The 17,210-nt window shown below is 69.2% G+C and carries 15 protein-coding genes and 1 pseudogene; 10 read left to right on the top strand and 6 right to left on the bottom strand.

Going from position 1 to position 17,210, the window contains the following annotated elements:
* Window positions 1-193: 193 nt before the first annotated feature.
* Window positions 194-436 carry a hypothetical protein gene (locus QAD21_RS03405; RefSeq protein WP_280361869.1) on the bottom strand — a complete coding sequence of 81 codons (243 nt, stop codon included), beginning with the start codon at window positions 434-436 and terminating at the stop codon, window positions 194-196.
* Here QAD21_RS03405 and QAD21_RS03400 point away from each other — a divergent pair.
* Window positions 360-1,634: pseudogene (locus QAD21_RS03400) on the top strand (lipase family protein). The gene QAD21_RS03405 and the pseudogene QAD21_RS03400 overlap by 77 nt on opposite strands.
* A 20-nt stretch (window positions 1,635-1,654) precedes the next feature.
* On the opposite strand, the gene QAD21_RS03395 reads toward QAD21_RS03400, so the two are convergent.
* The gene (locus QAD21_RS03395; protein ID WP_065630148.1) at window positions 1,655-2,119 is read right to left on the bottom strand and encodes a MaoC family dehydratase; all 465 of its coding nucleotides are present in this window, start codon (window positions 2,117-2,119) and stop codon (window positions 1,655-1,657) included.
* 25 nt (window positions 2,120-2,144) lie between these two features.
* Between QAD21_RS03395 and QAD21_RS03390 the strand changes: the two genes are divergently transcribed.
* Both QAD21_RS03390 and QAD21_RS03385 read left to right on the top strand, forming a co-directional pair.
* Window positions 2,145-2,681 (top strand): carboxymuconolactone decarboxylase family protein, encoded by a 537-nt coding sequence (locus QAD21_RS03390; RefSeq protein ID WP_247451241.1) that lies wholly within the window; start codon window positions 2,145-2,147, stop codon window positions 2,679-2,681.
* A gap of 16 nt (window positions 2,682-2,697) precedes the next feature.
* On the top strand, window positions 2,698-3,342 hold the full coding sequence (locus QAD21_RS03385) for a methyltransferase domain-containing protein (protein WP_159370038.1): 645 nt from the start codon (window positions 2,698-2,700) through the stop codon (window positions 3,340-3,342).
* Window positions 3,343-3,355: 13 nt separating this feature from the next.
* Here QAD21_RS03385 and QAD21_RS03380 read toward each other — a convergent pair whose 3' ends face one another.
* Window positions 3,356-4,240, bottom strand: a complete 885-nt coding sequence (locus QAD21_RS03380; RefSeq protein WP_159370037.1) for a 3-methyladenine DNA glycosylase — start codon at window positions 4,238-4,240, stop codon at window positions 3,356-3,358.
* Window positions 4,241-4,244: 4 nt separating this feature from the next.
* On the bottom strand, window positions 4,245-5,630 hold the full coding sequence (gene lpdA, locus QAD21_RS03375) for a dihydrolipoyl dehydrogenase (RefSeq protein WP_159370036.1): 1,386 nt from the start codon (window positions 5,628-5,630) through the stop codon (window positions 4,245-4,247).
* A 118-nt stretch (window positions 5,631-5,748) separates the two neighbouring features.
* Here lpdA and QAD21_RS03370 point away from each other — a divergent pair, with 118 nt between their 5' ends.
* From QAD21_RS03370 to QAD21_RS03360, 3 genes are read left to right on the top strand one after another with little or no spacing between them, the layout of a single operon-like run.
* The gene (locus QAD21_RS03370; RefSeq protein WP_058251287.1) at window positions 5,749-6,351 is read left to right on the top strand and encodes a TetR/AcrR family transcriptional regulator; all 603 of its coding nucleotides are present in this window, start codon (window positions 5,749-5,751) and stop codon (window positions 6,349-6,351) included.
* Between the two features lie 22 nt (window positions 6,352-6,373).
* Window positions 6,374-7,633, top strand: coding sequence for an NADH:flavin oxidoreductase (locus tag QAD21_RS03365; protein WP_159370035.1), 1,260 nt, complete (start codon window positions 6,374-6,376; stop codon window positions 7,631-7,633).
* 10 nt (window positions 7,634-7,643) lie between these two features.
* Window positions 7,644-8,132 (top strand): DinB family protein, encoded by a 489-nt coding sequence (locus tag QAD21_RS03360; RefSeq protein WP_058251289.1) that lies wholly within the window; start codon window positions 7,644-7,646, stop codon window positions 8,130-8,132.
* Window positions 8,133-8,135: 3 nt separating this feature from the next.
* Here the strand turns inward: QAD21_RS03360 and QAD21_RS03355 are convergent, their stop codons facing one another.
* Window positions 8,136-9,713 (bottom strand): serine hydrolase, encoded by a 1,578-nt coding sequence (locus tag QAD21_RS03355; RefSeq protein ID WP_065630142.1) that lies wholly within the window; start codon window positions 9,711-9,713, stop codon window positions 8,136-8,138.
* A 212-nt stretch (window positions 9,714-9,925) separates the two neighbouring features.
* On the opposite strand from QAD21_RS03355, the gene QAD21_RS03350 reads away from it, so the two are divergent.
* Window positions 9,926-11,980 carry a prolyl oligopeptidase family serine peptidase gene (locus QAD21_RS03350; protein ID WP_065630141.1) on the top strand — a complete coding sequence of 685 codons (2,055 nt, stop codon included), beginning with the start codon at window positions 9,926-9,928 and terminating at the stop codon, window positions 11,978-11,980.
* On the opposite strand, the gene grpE is transcribed toward QAD21_RS03350, so the two are convergent.
* On the bottom strand, window positions 11,941-12,450 hold the full coding sequence (gene grpE, locus QAD21_RS03345) for a nucleotide exchange factor GrpE (RefSeq protein ID WP_065630140.1): 510 nt from the start codon (window positions 12,448-12,450) through the stop codon (window positions 11,941-11,943). The two genes, QAD21_RS03350 and grpE, sit on opposite strands and share 40 nt — an antisense overlap.
* A gap of 76 nt (window positions 12,451-12,526) precedes the next feature.
* On the opposite strand from grpE, the gene QAD21_RS03340 reads away from it, so the two are divergent.
* Genes QAD21_RS03340 through QAD21_RS03330 form a run of 3 tightly spaced genes read left to right on the top strand, consistent with a single transcriptional unit; the run spans window position 12,527 to window position 17,200 of the window.
* The gene (locus QAD21_RS03340; RefSeq protein ID WP_083229398.1) at window positions 12,527-14,203 is read left to right on the top strand and encodes an Hsp70 family protein; all 1,677 of its coding nucleotides are present in this window, start codon (window positions 12,527-12,529) and stop codon (window positions 14,201-14,203) included.
* Window positions 14,204-14,230: 27 nt separating this feature from the next.
* Window positions 14,231-16,456: an Ig-like domain repeat protein gene (locus tag QAD21_RS03335; RefSeq protein ID WP_280360529.1), complete on the top strand. Its 2,226-nt coding sequence runs from the start codon at window positions 14,231-14,233 to the stop codon at window positions 16,454-16,456.
* 9 nt (window positions 16,457-16,465) lie between these two features.
* Complete coding sequence (locus QAD21_RS03330) at window positions 16,466-17,200, top strand: tellurium resistance protein (RefSeq protein WP_078111705.1); 735 nt, start codon at window positions 16,466-16,468, stop codon at window positions 17,198-17,200.
* Window positions 17,201-17,210 lie beyond the last annotated feature (10 nt).

Raw genomic sequence — 17,210 nt, 5'->3', positions numbered from 1 at the left:
CGAACCGCGATGACCTCCGCCAATGCTAGTCGGTGACGACGGCCTGCGCGGGAGCGACCATCCATGGCGGCACCCATGTAGTCCGGTCGGGTGACACGCGAAACCGCCTATCGCGCCGCACATCACGGTTGCGTCTCGGTGCGGCGACCATCGATGCGCAACGGAGGTCCGCGCCGGGTCTACTGTCCTAAGGTCACCGACGAAGCGCTCTTCGACGCGGAGGCACCGCCATGACGAGAACCCGGCACGCGCTTCGATGCCGGGCGGTGTGGACGGCCACCGTGCTGGTGGTCGCCGTGCTGCTGGTGGCCGCCGTCGGCTCGCTGTCCGCCGGGCCATCGGCCGCGGACCCGCCGAACATGATGCCGCTGCCGCCGCCCGTCGCAGGCGCCATCGACCGCGCGGTGCCACCGCCGCCCATTCCTCGGCTTCGCACGATCCCGCCTCGTGCGCGCCGACGGATTCGACCACCGCGCACTCGAATTGCGCGAATCTATCCTGCCGTCCCCGACAGGTGACCCGATGTTCGACCGGTGGCCGGCGACCTGGATTCACGCGCCCCGGGAGACGTGATCGCCACCCGCGACGTCACCGCCGCCGCCGGGCCGGTGGTGACGGTACCGCTCCGATCGGCGACGCTGATCGAGTTCCGCAGCACCGATGCCGTCGGGGCGCCGATCTTCGGCACCGCGACCCTGCTGGTCCCGCGTCGAACGGCCAGGGCACCGACGCCGATGCTCGTGAACAACCTGCCGATCGACTCACTCGGTGCCGCCTGCACACCGGGACACACACTCGCGCATGGGTTTTCCATCGCGACGGGCATCACCGACCTGATCCCGCCGACGACCCAGCTGGCGCTGCACGAGGGCTATGCGGTGCTCGTGCCCGACCACCAGGGACCCCGGATGGCCTACGCGGAGCCGGTACTCGCCGGGCACGTGATCCTCGACGCCGTCCGCGCGGCCCTCCATGTGCGCCCGGAATTGTTGCGCCGCAGCCGGATCGCCATGACCGGGTACTCGGGCGGCGCCATCGCCACCCACGGTGCGGCGAAACTACTGGGCGAGTACGCACCCGAGCTCACCGACCGTGTCGTCGGCGCGGGTCTCGGCGGTGTCCCGGCCGACTTCCGCATGCTGGTCGGGAGCATGAACGCGAACCTCGCGACCGGCCTGTTCCACGCGGCCACCGTCGGCATCGCGCGCGAGCGCCCGGAGATCCTGACCCTCACGAACCGGCCCGCGCGTTGGCTCGCGTCGTCGCCGTTGAAGAACGTGTGCGTGATCCCCGAGGCGGTGGCCGGTGGCACCTTCCTGCCGATGCAGTTGCTCTCGAGTGATCCCGACCCGTTCCGGTCGCCGACCGCCCAGCGGATCTATCGGCTGACCGCGATGGCCGACCGCGCCTCGGTGATCCCGCTGCTGATCTACCACGGGACCCACGAGTGGTGGATACCCGCGGCCGGCGCCCGCGCCCTCTACCGCGAACAATGCGCCCTCGGTGCGGTCATGGCCTACCGCGAGGTCTTCGGTGAACACATCAGCGCGGCGCTGCTCGGCTTCCCCGTCGCCCTCGACTGGCTCGACCGCCGGCTACGCGGCGAACCGGCCGTCGACGAGTGCCGCCGCTGAGCGTCGAGGAGCCGCCCCGGTCAGAAGACGAGGACGCGAAGGTTCTCGGCGACGCACGCGGGCTTCGCCTCGCCCTCGATCTCGACGGTGTTGGTGACGACCATGTTCACGCCCTTGGGGGTCTCCTCGACCGAGGTGATCACCGCGTTCGAGCGGATGCGGGCGCCGACCTTCACCGGGTTCGGGAAGCGCAGCTTGTTCATACCGTAGTTCAGGACCAGCTTGGGGCCCTCGACGGTGAAGATCTTCCCCGCGATCATCGGCAGCAGCGACACCGTCAGGTATCCGTGCGCGATGGTCGTCCCGAACGGACCGGACTTCGCACGCTCGGGGTCGACGTGAATCCACTGGTGATCGCCGGTCGCATCGGCGAAGGCGTCGACCCGTTCCTGGGTGATCTCGAGCCACTCGCCCGAGCCGAGGTCCTCCCCGATCGCGGCCTTCAGTTCGTCGACACTGGTGAACGTCCGTGTGGTGTGCGTCATAGTCCGCGTAGTCTACCGTGGGCCCATGGGCACACCTCGCGTCGCACCGGGTGGTTTCCGGGAGCTCGGGCCGGTCAATTTCGTCTTCGCGCGGGGGGCCGCACGCGTCATGGGTGTCGACGACGCGCACATCTTCTCGACCCTGGGTCGCGCGAAGGGGTTGTTCCGCGGTTGGCTCCACTTCAGCAGCCGGCTGATGCCGTTCGGTGTGTTGCCGCGCAAGGACTCCGAGATGGTGATCCTCCGGGTGGCCCACCTGAGGCATTGCGACTACGAACTCGACCATCACCGACGCCTCGGCCGTCGGGCCGGGATCACCGCCGACGAGTTCGACCGCATCCTCGAGGGTCCCGACGCCGGGTGGGGTGATCGTGAACGGGCGATCCTGCGCGCGGTCGACGAACTCGTCGAGACCAAGGACGTCTCCGACATCGCCTGGCAGGCGTTGTCCCGGCACCTCGACGACCGGAAACTCATCGGGTTCACCCTGCTCGTCGGTCAATACGACAGCCTCGCGACCACCATCCACACGCTGCGCGTCCAGCGCGACGCCCGCTCCTGACTGCGACAGCCCTGACATGGAGTCGATCGCGCAGCGCCTGATGCGCAACGAGTACTTCGCCGAGATCTACGAGCATCTCTGGCGGCCGACCTTCACCCGGCTCTTCAGCCTCGGCGGCCGTTCCACCGCCGACTTCGACCGTGCACTACGCGCCTACCTCGCCCGCCCCGGTGACCGGTTGGTCCTCGATGTCGCCTGCGGCCCCGGCAATTACATACGCGAGATCGCCGACGGACTCACCGGCGACGGTCGCTGCATCGGGATCGACTTCTCCGCGCCCATGCTGGCGCGGGCCGCGCAGACCAACGCGGTGGGGCGGGCCGCGTTCCTGCGGGGTGATGCCCACGCATTGCCGTTCGCCGACAACACTTTCGACGTGGTGACCTGCCTGGCGGCCCTCTATCTGATCCCCGACCCGCTTCCGGTCGTCGACGAGCTGGTGCGGGTGACCGCACCGGGCGGCGAGATCGTGGTCTTCACCTCGGTGACGACGCCGCTCACCTCGTTCCCCGGCGTCCGGCCGCTCGCCGGGGCGAGCGGGTACCGCATCTTCGACGACCACGAGATCGTCGAACGCCTCCGACGCGCGGGCCTGGACGACGTCGAGCAGACGATCACCGGTCAGGGGCAGTTCGTGCTGGCACGCAAGACGGCGTCGTAGGCGGCCCGAGGCGTCAGAAGTCCCGGTAGTCGCGGACCGTCATCCGCGGGCCGCGTCGTTCGGGCCGGACGCCCCGTCGCGCGACCAGCCTGATGATTCGTTGACGTTGCCCCGCATAGGGTTCGAGTAGTTCGAGCATGCCCGCGTCGTCGACGGCCTCGCCGATCAACGTGAGTCCCACCAGTTTCGGGATGTGGTAGTCGCCGACGTTGACCACGTCGGGGTCGCCGAGTGACCGCGACAGCGTCTCGGCCTCGGTCCACTGGCCGACACCGCGGAGCACGGTGAGCTTCCGCGCATGTCGCTCGACGTCGATGGTGGTGGCGCCGCGAATGGTCCGCATGCGGACCGGTTCGATGCCGCTGCGGTGCCACTCCCAGCTCGGGATGCGCACCCAGTCCTGCCGGGCGGGCGGCACCCGCATGGTCTCCGGGACCGGTCCGGGCGCGGGAGAGCCGAAGCGGCGCACCAGATATCGCCAGGCACGGAACGCCTCCGCGCCGACGACCTTCTGTTCCAGGATCGCGGGGACGAGCGCCTCCCAGACCCGGTCGGTGCGTGAGAGCCGCAAACCCTCGGCGCGGCGCACCAGTTCCCGCACAACGGGATCGCGGGGGACGAGGGCGTCGGGATCGTCTCGCGCACCGAGGAAATCCGGCATCTGGTCGAGCAACCAGTCCGCGCCGGGACCCCATGCGCGACCGACGACGACGCCGGACCGCACGGCGATCGTCAGGGTGCCCGGCCCGTCGGGGGTGTGCACCGCCCGCCAGACCGAACCGTCCCTGGCGTAGACGAACGCCGGGTCGCCCGCACCGCGCCGGTGCAGGCCGACCGTTGCCCGCAGGTCGAGCGGCCACGGGAGCGTCCACTCCCGGACCCGCTCGTCTGCACTCACACGTCTACAGGTTGATCATGTGCCCGAGAGCGCCGTGGAACGTCTCCTGCAGTGCTTCCGACATGGTCGGGTGCGTGTGCACGTTCCGCGCCAGCTCCTTGGCCGTGAGATCCCACTTGTGGGCCAGCGTCATCTCCGGGAGCATCTCGGAGACGTTGTCGCCCACCAGGTGTCCGCCGAGCAGCTCGTCGGTGTCGGCATTGGTGACGAGCTTGGCGAAGCCCGCGGTCTCGCCGAGCCCCTGGGCCTTGCCGTTGGCCGAGAACGGGAACGTGGTCGCTTTGACGTTGTAGCCCTCGTCCTTGGCCTGCGCCTCGGTGAGGCCGAACGATGCGACCTGCGGCTGACAGAAGGTGGCACGCGGCATGAACCGGTAATCACCGAGGGTCATGGTCTCGACGCCGGCGATGGTCTCGGCGGCCACCACGCCCTGGGCCTCGGCGACGTGCGCGAGCTGCAGTTTGGCGGTGACGTCGCCGATGGCGTAGATGCCGTCGACGTTGGTGCGCATGTAGTCGTCGATGGCGATGGCGCCGCGATCGGTGAGTTCGACACCGGTCTTGTCGAGGCCGAAGCCCTCGACACGCGGGGCGAATCCGACGGACATGAGAACCTTGTCGACGGTGAGCTCACCCTCTTTGTCCTTGGCGTCGGTGTAGGCGACGGTGACGCTGTCGCCGTTGTCGGTGACCTTCTGGACCCGGGTGGAGGTCAGCAACTTGATGCCGAGCTTCTTGTACTCCTTGGCGAGGGCCTTCGAGGAGTCGGCGTCCTCGTTGGGGAGCACGCGATCGAGGAACTCGACGATCGTGACGTCGACGCCGTAGTTGGCCATGACGTAACCGAACTCCATGCCGATGGCGCCCGCACCGACGATGACGATGGACTCGGGCAGCTCACGGGTCAGGATCTGCTCTTCGTAGGTGACCACGTTCTCCGACAGTTCGACGCCGGGGAGCAGCTTGACGGTCGACCCGGTGTCGATGATGACGTTGTCGAACGTGATCTCCCGGTCGCCCACCTTGATGGTCTTGGCGTCGGTGAACACGCCGTAACCGTCGATCTCGGTGATCTTGTTCTTCTTCATCAGGTAGTGGACGCCCTTGACGATGCCGTCCGAGACCTTGCGGCTGCGGTCGAATGCCGCGCCGAAGTCGAAGGACACCTCACCACTCATGCCGAAGGTCTTGGCCTGATGGTTGAAGATGTGTGCGAGCTCCGCATTGCGCAACAGGGCCTTGGACGGGATACATCCGACGTTCAGACACACACCGCCCCAGTACTTCTCCTCGATGACGGCGGTTTTCATGCCCAGTTGAGCCGACCGGATCGCGGCTACGTACCCACCTGGACCTGCACCCAATACAACTGTTTGAAAGTGTTCAGCCACGACTGCCAGCCTACGTCGCGCCCGACCGTCGCCGCAGAGTGTCCCACTACTCGCCGGTAGCAACCTGCGCATTCAATCATTGATTGAAACATCGACTGAACTGTGCTTTCCTCGACGTGTGACCCAGACCACGCGCGCCGGACGCGGTGAGCGCCGCGATTCGACGTCGCTGCCCACCCGCGACGCCCTGCTGGCCGTCGCCGAACGTCTCTTCCTCGCCGAGGGATACGACAAGGTGTCCGTCCGGGCGATCTGCGCGGCCGCCGAGGCGAACCCGGCGGCGGTGCACTATCACTTCGGCACCAAGGACGACCTCACCATCGCGCTGCTGGAGTCTCGCCTGGGTCCGCTGTGGGCCGACCCGCTGGCCTCCCTCGACCCGGCCGGTACGCCGATCGCGCATGTCGTCGACGTTGTGGTGGCCCCCTTCGTCGACCTGCAGTCCGACCCAACCGGACATCTGCACCTACAGCTGCTCGCACGGTTTGTGTTCGCCCATCCCACCGCGAGCTGGACGTCGCGCTGGTTCGATCTCGATCCGTTCGCCGACATGCTCGCCGAGGCCGTCCCCGGCCTGACGGCGAGCGAGGCGCGCCGACGCTGGGCACTCGCCTTCCAGTTGATCCTCCTGCGGTTCGGGGGCACCGAGACCTCGAGCCCCGCCGCCGTGACGGCCCTGGCCGGCTTCGTCACCGCCGGACTGACCGCACCCGCCACGTGAGACACGAGTGAGAGGACCCGTTGTGGACAGCCCCACCACCGGACCGTTCAGCCCCGCCCGGCTGGGACCGCTGCACCTGCGGAACCGCCTGATCAAATGCGCCACCTTCGAGGGGATGACGCCCGACGCCCTGGTGACCGACGAACTCATCGAGTTCCATCGCGAGGTCGCCGCCGGCGGGGTGGCCATGAGCACGGTCGCCTACTGCGCGATCTCACCTGAGGGCCGCACCGACCGCCACCAGATCTGGATGCGCCCCGAGGCGGTTCCCGGATTGCGCAGACTCACCGACGCAGTCCACGCCGAGGGCGCACTTGCGGCGGCCCAACTGGGGCACGCGGGCGCGGTCGCGAACTCGGCGTCGAACCGGGCCGCCTCCCTGGGACCGTCACGGATACCCGCGCCGATGGGAATGTCGGTGACCCGTGCGATCAGCGTCGACGACATCGCCGACCTGCGGACCACGTTCCGCCGGGCCGCACGGCTTGCGGTGGACTCCGGCTTCGACGGACTCGAGATCCACTGCGGCCACAACTATCTCATCTCCAGCTTCCTGTCCCCGCTGCTGAACCGGCGTCGTGACGCCTACGGCGGGAGCCTCGTCAACCGCGCCCGCCTCGCCCGTGAGGTGGTCGAGAGCGTGCGCGACGAGGTCGGGGACGAGGCTGCGATCTGGGTGAAGCTCAACCTCTTCGACGGCGTCGGCCGGGTCGACCTCGAGCGCTCGCCCGCGGCGCGGGCCCGGGGCCGGGCGAGGCTGAGTGGCTTCAACGTCGACGAGGCATGCGAGGTGGCACAGCTACTGGAATCCGACGGCCACCTCGACGCCATCGAACCCACCGCGGGGAGTTCACTGCTCAACCCGATGTACCTCTTTCACGGCGAGGCACCCCGTAAGGAGTTCGCCGATGCGTTCTCCGGTGCCATGAAGTACGGACTGAAGGCCTTCGCACCGGTCTTCCTGAAGCACTACCGCTATCACGACGCCTATCTGCTGCCTCTCGCGCGCGAACTCCGTAAGGCCGTCGATCTGCCGCTCATCCTCCTGGGCGGCGTCACCGATCGCGCCTCGATGGATCTCGCGCTCGCCGAGGGCTTCGATTTCATGGCGATGGGGCGCGCGCTCCTGCGTGAACCCGACCTACCGCTACGCCTCGCCGCCGACCCGTCGACGACGTCGAAATGCGTCCACTGCAATCTCTGCATGCCGACGATCTACTCCCACACCCGATGCCCGGTCCGGACCGGCGAGGTCCCCGACCCGGTGGCCGCACAGCATTAGGGTGGGGGCCATGCCTCCCCGCCGTCGCAAGGACACCCCGCCACCGGCGACCGGCGGTTCGGAGAAGGAGGTGCTGGTCGGTTTCCTCGACTATCTGCGCGCCTCCGCGGTGGCCAAACTCGACGGCGTCTCCGAGGTCGACGCGCGTGCGGCCGCGGTGCCGTCGGGCACCAGCCTGTTGGGGGTGGTCCGCCACCTGACGTTCGTCGAACGGTTCTTCTTCCTGGGCGAGGACGCGGACGACTGGCAGGCGACGTTCACCTGCCCCGACGACGAGACCGTGGCGTCGGTGCAGGCGGCGTACCGCCGCGCGGTGTCCGAGGCCGGCGAGGTCATCGACGCCTACACCGATCTCGCCGAGGCGGCGCCCAGGGCGAGCGGACGTCGCTCCTCCCCGTCGATGCGGTGGGCGTTGACCCACATGATCGAGGAGACCGCCCGTCACGCCGGCCATCTCGACATCATCCGCGAGGGCGTCGACGGCCGGACGGGCCGCTGACCGTCAGCGCCGGATGAACTCGCCGTTGCTCTCCTCGTCGTCGTAGTACTCGATCGTCATACGCGGGCCGTCGAACGTGACCTGCGAGATCGAGCCCGGTTCGGCGTTCTCGTTGAGCAGATCGAACGTGAACGTGTTGCCGTCCCAGTGAGCGAGTTCGTGTTTGCGGACTCCGCCCGGCCCCATCTCCAGGACGAGCTTCCCGTCGCGTTCGACGATCTCCGCCGGTCCGTACACCGCGTTGGCGTAGGTACCCACATACGACGGCAGTGGTTGCGACGGTGCGGGATTCGACGGCGGTTCCTTGCCGACGAGTTCGCCGCTCGGCACGCTCAGGGGCGCATACGCCTTGGCGTAGAGGTCGCGCCAGTCGTTGCGGATCTCGCCGAACTGCACGAGATCCATGAACTCGGCGGCGATCGAGTCCACCGCACCGAGGGGCGCGGCGTTGGACAGGACGACGATTGCGGTGTCGGCCGACGGCAGGATCGAGAACACCGTGCCGGCGCCCGACGCGAACGCGCCGGCATGGTTGAACTGCGTCCGCGCGTCCTCGGTCACCCCGACGTTGAAGCCGTAGCCGTACGATCCGGCGCGGTTGTCGGGCGTCTGGGGCGGGCTCGACACGATCTGCGGTGAGAGGGCCGGGAGCAGCGCGTCGGGGGCCACGACCTCCTGGCCGTTGTGCTTGCCCTGCGCCAGCACCATCTTCAGCCACGTCGCCATGTCGTTGACGTTCGAGCTCACACCGCCGGCGGGTGACTGCGCATCGGGATCGCGCGGGATCGGGGTCTTGACCCACTTGTCGTCTTCCTTGATGTGCCCCACCGCGCGGTCGGCCCGGCGCTCGAAGTCGACGTAGCGGGAGCTGGTGCTGGTCATGCCCAGCGGACCGTAGATGAGGTCCTGCGACAGCGTCGCCCAGTCCGTCCCGGCCTTCACCGCCACCGCCTCGCCACCGGTCGTCACCCCGAAGTTGGTGTAGGCGTAGCTGATCCGGAACGGGTCGAGCGGCATGAAGCGCATGCGCTGCATGATCTCCTGCTGCGAGTACCCCATGTCCTCCAGTTTGTCGCCCGCGTGGTCCGGCAGACCGGATCGGTGCGAATACATGTCGCCGACGGTCACGGTGCGCGTGACGTACGGTTCGGCGAGCGCGAACCAAGGCAGCGATTCCACGATCGGCATCTCCCACGTCACCGTCTTGTCGGTGACGGCGGCCGCGACCACCGTCGATCCCACCGACTTCGACACCGACGCCAGCTGGAAGACGGTGTTCGGGTCGACGGCCTCACCGGTCGTGATGTCCTTGACGCCGAACCCCTTGGCGTACTTGGTCTCCCCACCGGACACGACCGCCACGGCCACACCCGGGATCTTGGTCGACTCCATCATCGAGTTGACCAGGTCGTCGAGTTGCCCGACCGCCTTGTCGACCGCATCGGCCGGCAGCGGTTCGGCGGCGACGGCATTCGGGTTCTCCAGAGACTCCGATGCAGACGGCGGCGCCCCGGTGCCCGACGACCCGCTGTCGCAAGCCGCGACGAGCGCGACCACGGCGACGACGGAACAGGTGGCCATCGAGAGGCGGGCCCATCTCGACGTCCGCGGGGGTTCATGGCCGGGACAGCGGGCGGGAACGGAATGGGCAGTGGCCATGGGGGTCTCCTCGACGTCGCTGCGTCACGATACCCCGCGCGGACAACCTGTAGTGGGCGTTTTGCCGGGGCCGACACCGTGAGCGCTCCTGCGCGGAGCACGGTCGCGACGGCCGCCCGCGTAGTTTGGACGCCATGACCGAGCACGGCTACGACGCCCCCACGTCCGACACCGACCCGTACCTGTGGCTGGAGGACGTCACCGGCGACGACGCGCTGTCCTGGGTGCGCGCGCACAACGAGCCCACGGTGGCGGCGTTGACGTCGTCGGAACGCTTCCGCGAGTTGGAGGCCGCAACGCTTGCCGCCCTGGACACCGACGACCGCATCCCCTACGCGCGTCGCCGCGGGGAGTACCTGTACAACTTCTGGCGCGACGCGACCAACCCGCGTGGCCTCTGGCGTCGCACGACGTACGACTCCTACGTGACCGACACCCCCGACTGGGATGTCCTCATCGACGTCGACGAACTCGCACGCGCCGAGGACGAGAACTGGGTGTGGGCCGGCGCCTCCGTACTGCGCCCCGAGTACGAGCGCGCGCTGATCTCCCTCTCGCGCGGCGGCGCCGACGCCTCCGTGGTCCGTGAGTTCGACATCCCGTCGCGCACCTGGGTCGCCGACGGCTTCAAGCTGGCGGAGAACAAATCCGACGTCGGGTGGATCGATCGTGACACCGTATATGTCGGAACGGATTTCGGCGTGCAACCGGACGGGCTGAGCTCGCTGACCGATTCCGGTTACCCCCGCATCGTCAAGCGCTGGACGCGCGGCACCCCGCTGTCGGAGGCCGTGACGGTCTTCGCGGGCGAGACCGGGGACGTGTCAGTGCGGGCGAGCTACGACAGCACACCGGGATTCGAACGCCACTTCGTCGGTCGCGCCACCGACTTCTTCAACTCACTCGACTACGAACTGCGCGACGGCCGCCCCGAGTTGCTCGACGTGCCCACCGACGCGCACGCCGGGGTCCGGATGAACTGGCTGCTGGTGCTCACGCGATCGGAGTGGGAGATCGACGGCACCGCGCACGCACCGGGCACACTGCTGGCCTTCGACTACGAGGCCTACCGGGCGGGCGACCGCGACGCGGCCGTGCTCTTCGCGCCCGATGCGCACACGAGCCTCGTCGACTACGCCTACACGCGTTCGCATCTCATCATCGTGAAGCTGCACGACGTGCACACGCGGGTCGAGGTACTCGAACTCGGCACCTGGCAGGCCGTGGACATGCCGGGTCTGCCCGACCTCGCCACGGTCTCGGTCCTCGACACCGATCCCGACGAGAGCGACGAGGTGTTCTGGTCGGCGACGTCGTTCACCGATCCGCCGAGTCTGCTCCACGGCCAGAGCGGCCGGGCTCCGGAGGTCATCAAACACAGCCCCGCGTTCTTCGACTCCGACGCCGTGACCGCCGAGCAGCACTTCGCGACGTCCGACGACGGCACGCAGGTGCCGTACTTCGTGGTGCGTCGGCGCGACGTGTCCCAGGGACCGACGCTGCTCTACGGCTACGGCGGATTCGAGAATGCCCTCACCCCGAGCTATCTCGCGATCGCCGGGCAGAGCTGGATCGAGCGCGGCGGGATCTACGTCATCGCCAACATCCGGGGCGGCGGCGAATACGGCCCGTCGTGGCACACCCAGGCGCAGAAAGCGGGGCGGCACAGGGTGTACGAGGATTTCGCCGCCGTCGCGCGTGCCCTCGTCGACACCGGACTCACCACTGCGTCACAGCTGGGCGCCCAGGGCGGGTCCAACGGCGGGTTGCTCATGGGCGTGATGCTGACGCGCTATCCCGAGCTGTTCGGCGCCCTGGTCTGCCAGGTCCCGCTCATCGACATGAAGCGCTACCACCTCCTGCTGGCCGGGGCGTCGTGGATGGCCGAGTACGGCGACCCCGACGACCCCGAACAGTGGGAGTTCATGAAGCCGTTCTCGCCCTATCAGAACGTCGACGCGGACGCGACCTACCCGCCCATCCTGGTCACGACGTCGACCCGCGACGATCGCGTCCACCCCGGTCACGCGCGCAAACTCGTTGCCCGCCTGGAGGAAACCGGTCACGACGTGCAGTACTACGAGAACATCGAGGGCGGCCACGGCGGCGCGGCGGACAACAAGCAGGCCGCGTTCAAATCGGCCCTGGCCTACGAGTTCCTCTGGCGGACGCTGTCTCCCGAGGACTGACCGCTCCGGAAGACCACCACGGCCGCCGGCCGGACCGAGCGCTCGCCGACGACCAGCCCGGGACGGAGCAGCTCGGCGACGGTGCGGTCCGCGGAGGTGTCGTCGGTCGGATGGACGTCGACCGCCTCCATGGTGCGGGCATCGAAGTCGGTCCCGGCCGGCGGTGCGACGACCGCTCCCCCGCGGCCGACGATGAGGCGTTCCAGTCCGGCGCGCAGCAGCTCGAACGCCGGCCGGTCGGCTTCCGACGCCGAGACCGCGCACGTCGCCGCGTCGGTGTGGAGCGCGAAGAGGTCGACCAGCAGGGCGGTGTCCACGCCGGCCGCGGCGGCCGGGGATCTGGCGGCGTCGACGAGCCGCTCGATCGTCCTGGTCTGCCGCGCAACCATGAGGGCGAGGTCGGACACCTGCTCGCCCAGCTCCGCGAGCCCGTCGGTTCGCCCAGGCGCAGAGCCCTCCGGAGACGTCATTCCGCCAGCGTAATCAACTCCACAGGCCGATCGTCCGGGACCGGCGAGACCGTCTGCGCTGCTAGCATCCCCGATCGTGGGCGTAATCGGGATCGACCTCGGAACCACCAACTCGGCGATGGCGAAGATCGACGCCGACGGCCGCCCGGAGGTGATCGTCGGACTGACCGGCGCACCGACCACCCCGTCGACGGTGTTGCTGACGTCGCCGACGGATCACGTCGTCGGCGAAGGGGCCCGCCGGCAGGCCAGGCTCGACCCGGAGAACGTCTGCAGCCTGGTGAAGCGGCGGATGGGCGATGCCCAGTGGCGTTTCGTCGCGCACGGCCAGACGTGGTCGGCGCCGGCGATCTCGGCACTCATCCTCAAGTCGCTGATCTCCGACGCCGCGTTCGCCGGCGAGCAGGTCGAGCGGGCCGTGATCACGGTGCCCGCCTACTTCGGCGACGAGGAGCGGCGCGCGACGATCCAGGCCGGCACCTATGCCGGCCTCGAGGTCGCGGGGGTCCTGTCCGAGCCGATCGCCGCCGCTCTGTCCTACGGCTTCAGCCGCCTGACCGACCCCCTGGCCAAGGGCACACCCGACGAGACGGTCCTGGTCTACGACCTCGGCGGCGGGACCTTCGATGCGACGGTCATCGAACTCGCCGACCGCCGGATCACCGTGCTCGCCGTCGACGGCGATCACCAGCTCGGCGGTGCCGACTGGGATGAGCGGTTGGCGCTGCATCTCTCGCGCGCGTTCTGCGCCGAGCACCCCGACGCCGAGGACCCGCTCGACGACTCGGCCGGCTCGCAGTCGCTCATCCTCGCCGCGGAGCGCGCCAAACACGAACTGACCGAGTCGGATTCGACCTCGGTCATCGTCGCCCACGACGGCGCCCGGTCGGTCATCACGCTCACCCGGGCCGAACTCGAGGAACTCACCCGTCCGCTGCTGGCCCGGACCGTCGAACTCACCCGGTCATGCCTGGCCGCCGCCGAACGCCGAGGCGTGTCAGCCGTCGACCGTGTCCTGCTGGTCGGCGGTTCGTCGCGGATGCCGATGGTCGCGCGGGAACTCGCCGCCGCACTGGGCACGACACCGGAACTGAACGACCCCGACCTCGCCGTCGCCCGCGGGGCAGCGATCTACGGCGAGAAGCTGGAGATCGAACGACTCGTCCGCGCCGACCTCACCACCCGCGGACGCCTGCGCGAGGACCGCGGTCTCGACGGCGTCGCACCGGCCGACCTCGACGAGTCCTGCACCCGGGTCGCCCACGCGTTCGCGCTGCCCGTCAGCAGTGTCCGCCGCACGCTCGAGGTCGTCGTGGACACAGTGGTCTCCCGCGGTTTCGGGGTGCTGGTGGTCAACGGCCACAACGGCGAACTGGAGGCCAGCTGGCTGGTCCAGCGGAATTCGACGCTCCCCATCCGGGTGCGCCGGTCGTTCGGGACCATGCGACGCGACCAGTCCCGCATCGAATTGGTCGTACTGGAACAGCAGGGACAGTCGGCTTCCCCGCGACCGGAGGACGCCAAGGTCCTCATCGAGGGTGCGATCACCGACATCCCGCCCGGATACGACGAGGGCAGCGAGGTGTCGGTGACCTTCGAGATGGCCTTCGACGGCGTCCTGCATGTCACGGCATTCCACGTCGATGCCCAGATCCCGCTCACGCTGTCGGCCAAAACCGGTGCATCGTTGTCGAAATCGGAGGTCGAGCGAGAACTCGACCAGGTCCACCGCTCCCGGCGCCGCGACCACTGACCGCCTCCGCCGGAGGGGAGAGACCTGATGGAACCGTTCGTCGGCAACGACTATCGCAAACGTGTGCTCGCCGCGGTCGAGAAACGCGGAGGACCGAGCGAATCGGATTCGTTCGAACTGTATGACCTCCCGATCGAGGAGGCCGAGCGGCTCGACGACGCCGCGGTGGCCGCCCGCCTCGACGAGGTGTGGGCCTTCTGGCAGAAGCAACGCGACCACCCGAAGTACCGCATCCTGGTGGCCCGGTTGGTTGCCGAGCACGACGAGCGGTCGGCGCCGTTGCGGCACAAGACCGGACGGATCGCCGAGGCCCGTGCGGTGAGCACCCGACGCGAACTGCGCGATCAGCAGCGATTCGAACTCCTCGACAACGCGATCGCGCGGCTCAACGAACGCTACGGCGGGATCCCGAGATCCAAGCGCGCCGGGCTCGACGAGATCGGCGCCATGGGCGGCCTCGACCCCGCCGAGATCGCCACCCGACTGCGGCGTCACCGCATCGTCGACGATGCCCCGCCCGCGTCGGCCGAACCCGCGCCGCCGCGGGTGTCCTTGTCGGCGCAGCAACGCGGTCAGATCGCCGACCTGCTCGCCGAGTTCGACCGACTCCGCGACGGCGATCCCACCCCGACGCTCCTGACCCTGCTACACCTCGACACCGACGCCGCCGCCGATCGCGGCCTCATCGAGTCCCGGGCCGCCGCGGTCAACGAACGAGCCCGTGAGCTCGCCGCCGGCCGCTTCCGCGCGGTCCTCGACGAACTGCTGGTCCACGTCCACGACGTCCTGCTCTCCGATCCCGTGCTGGCGCAGGAGTATCGGCAATCGGTCATCGACGCCGTGACCGACCATCTCCGGCCACGGGTCCGGGCCGCGGTCCTGGTCGAGGACGAACTGGGTGCGCAGGACCATGATTTCCTGCTCGACGAGGCTCGCACCCGCGGACTCGGCGCCCGCGATGCGCGCACCGTGATCGCCGGACTCGCCGCCGAATTCGGAGCAGCCGTGAGCCCACCGGCCGGCCCCCCGCCGTCGGCCGAGCCACCCACGCCGCCGAAGCGGTTGTGGGAGAACGATCTCCGCGCCGCCCGCGCGGCCTTGCGCGACGGCCTGCCCGTCCGGGCGCGCGCGGCCATCGCCGATGCGCGTGCCGGAGCCGGCGACGATGCCGCGGCGCTCCGGCAGATCGCGGCGGTCGCCGACGAGGTCGAACGGGTCATCGCGCAGGCGGTGGCGGACTCCCGCCGGGCCCGGGATCTCGCGGACGAGATGCGCCACGTCGCGGCGCTCGAACTGCTGGAGGACGTGTTCCGGCGGGCCCGGGACATCGACCGTCTTCCCGACTCGGGCGGGTCGCTCCAGGCCCGCCTCGAGGCGTCGCGGGACATCGTCGCCCAGGCGGGCGAGATCGCGCGGTCGGCATCCGTGAGCAACCCGGCAAGCCTCACCGCCGCTGCCGAGATGCGACGTCGGATCACCGATCACGAAGGCCTCAACTCGGCGGCGACGGTGCTGACCGTGGAGCCGCCGCGCAACGTCCGGTTCGTCGCCGAGAGTGGTGCGATCACCGTCTCCTGGGATCCGTCCGCGACGGAGTCGGTGACCTACCGCGTCGTGCGCATCGGGTTCGACGGGTCGACCCGGACGCTCGGCCGCACCGCGGGGACCGAACTCTCCGACGGCAGTCGGCCCGACCCGGTGCCGCCGGTGTACGAGGTCACCGCCGTGCTGGCCGGAAACCAGTCCGCCCCCGCCCGCTCCGACGCCGCCCCCGCGCCGGCCGCCCCCGCCTCGGCGACCACAGCGCCGCAGCCGCCGGCGACCCCCCCATCCCGACGATCCGCCGCCGATCACCGCGGTCCGCGTCGACGCCGACACCGTGCGCTTCGAGTGGCCGGCCGGTGTCACCGAAGCGATGGTGGTCATTCGGGCGGATGCCGCTCCGGAACACCCCGCCGACCCGGCGGCGGTCGCGTCGAAGATCACCAACACCCGGTACCAGATCGACGACGGCTTTCCGATCCCCGCGAACGTCCCACGTCCGTGCCATGTCGCCGTTGCCAGCTGCCGCCGGAATCCGCAGGGGCGGCTCGACGTCGCATCGAGTTTCGGCCCGTCCGCGCGGGCTCACGCCCCGGCAACGGACACCGGCCGTTGACGTTGGTCCACTACGCTGGGCGCCAACACCTGCGGCGAGTGTGTTTTCGCCGTCCGATCACCGCACCCGACGACGATGTCACCACGACGAGATGAGGAACCGAGATGGGGATCGACTACACGAAGCGTCCGAAGGCCCAGCCGCCGCAGCCGCCCGCCCAGCCCCCGGCCGCTCCCGCGGGTTACGGCCAGCAGCCGCCCACCCCCGCGGGCTACGGTCAGCAGCCGCCCGCGCCGCCGGTCTCGCTGTCGAAGATCACCCTCACGAAGTCGGCGCCGAGCATCTCGCTGAGCAAGCAGGGTGCGACCTCCGGTCAGGTGCGCGTCAATCTGAGCTGGACGTCGAACTCCAAGGGCGGCGGGCTCTTCCGCAAGGCGCAGGGTATCGACCTCGACCTCGCCTGCCTGTGGGAGTTCACCGACGGGAGCAAGGGCATCGTGCAGGCCCTGGGCAACTCGTTCCGGGCGCCCCGTGACGGACAGCCGATCATCTATCTCGACGGCGACGACCGGTCGGGTTCCGGTGGCGAGAACATGTACATCGACCTCTCCGCGACCGACCGGATCCGCCGGATCCTGATCTTCGCCTACATCTACGAGGGCACCCCGAACTGGGCCGGCGCCAACGGCGTCGTCACCCTGTTCCCGGCCAACGGCCCGGAGATCGAGGTCCGGCTCGACGAGGCGGATCAGTCGGCGCTCTCGTGCGCGATCGCCTTGTTCGAGAACCGTGGTGGCGAGCTGGTTCTCAACCGCGAGGTGCGCTACATCCGCGGGGCACAGGACAAGGTCGACGAGGCGTACGGCTGGGGCATGAACTGGCGCGGAGCGCGCAAGTAGTGGCCGGCTC

Origin of the sequence: Gordonia sp. SMJS1 (genome assembly GCF_029866425.1) — a bacterium.
GTDB lineage: Bacteria > Actinomycetota > Actinomycetes > Mycobacteriales > Mycobacteriaceae > Gordonia > Gordonia hongkongensis.
Note: the sequence above shows the minus strand (reverse complement) of the source record. Positions and strands in the feature narration are given on the sequence as shown.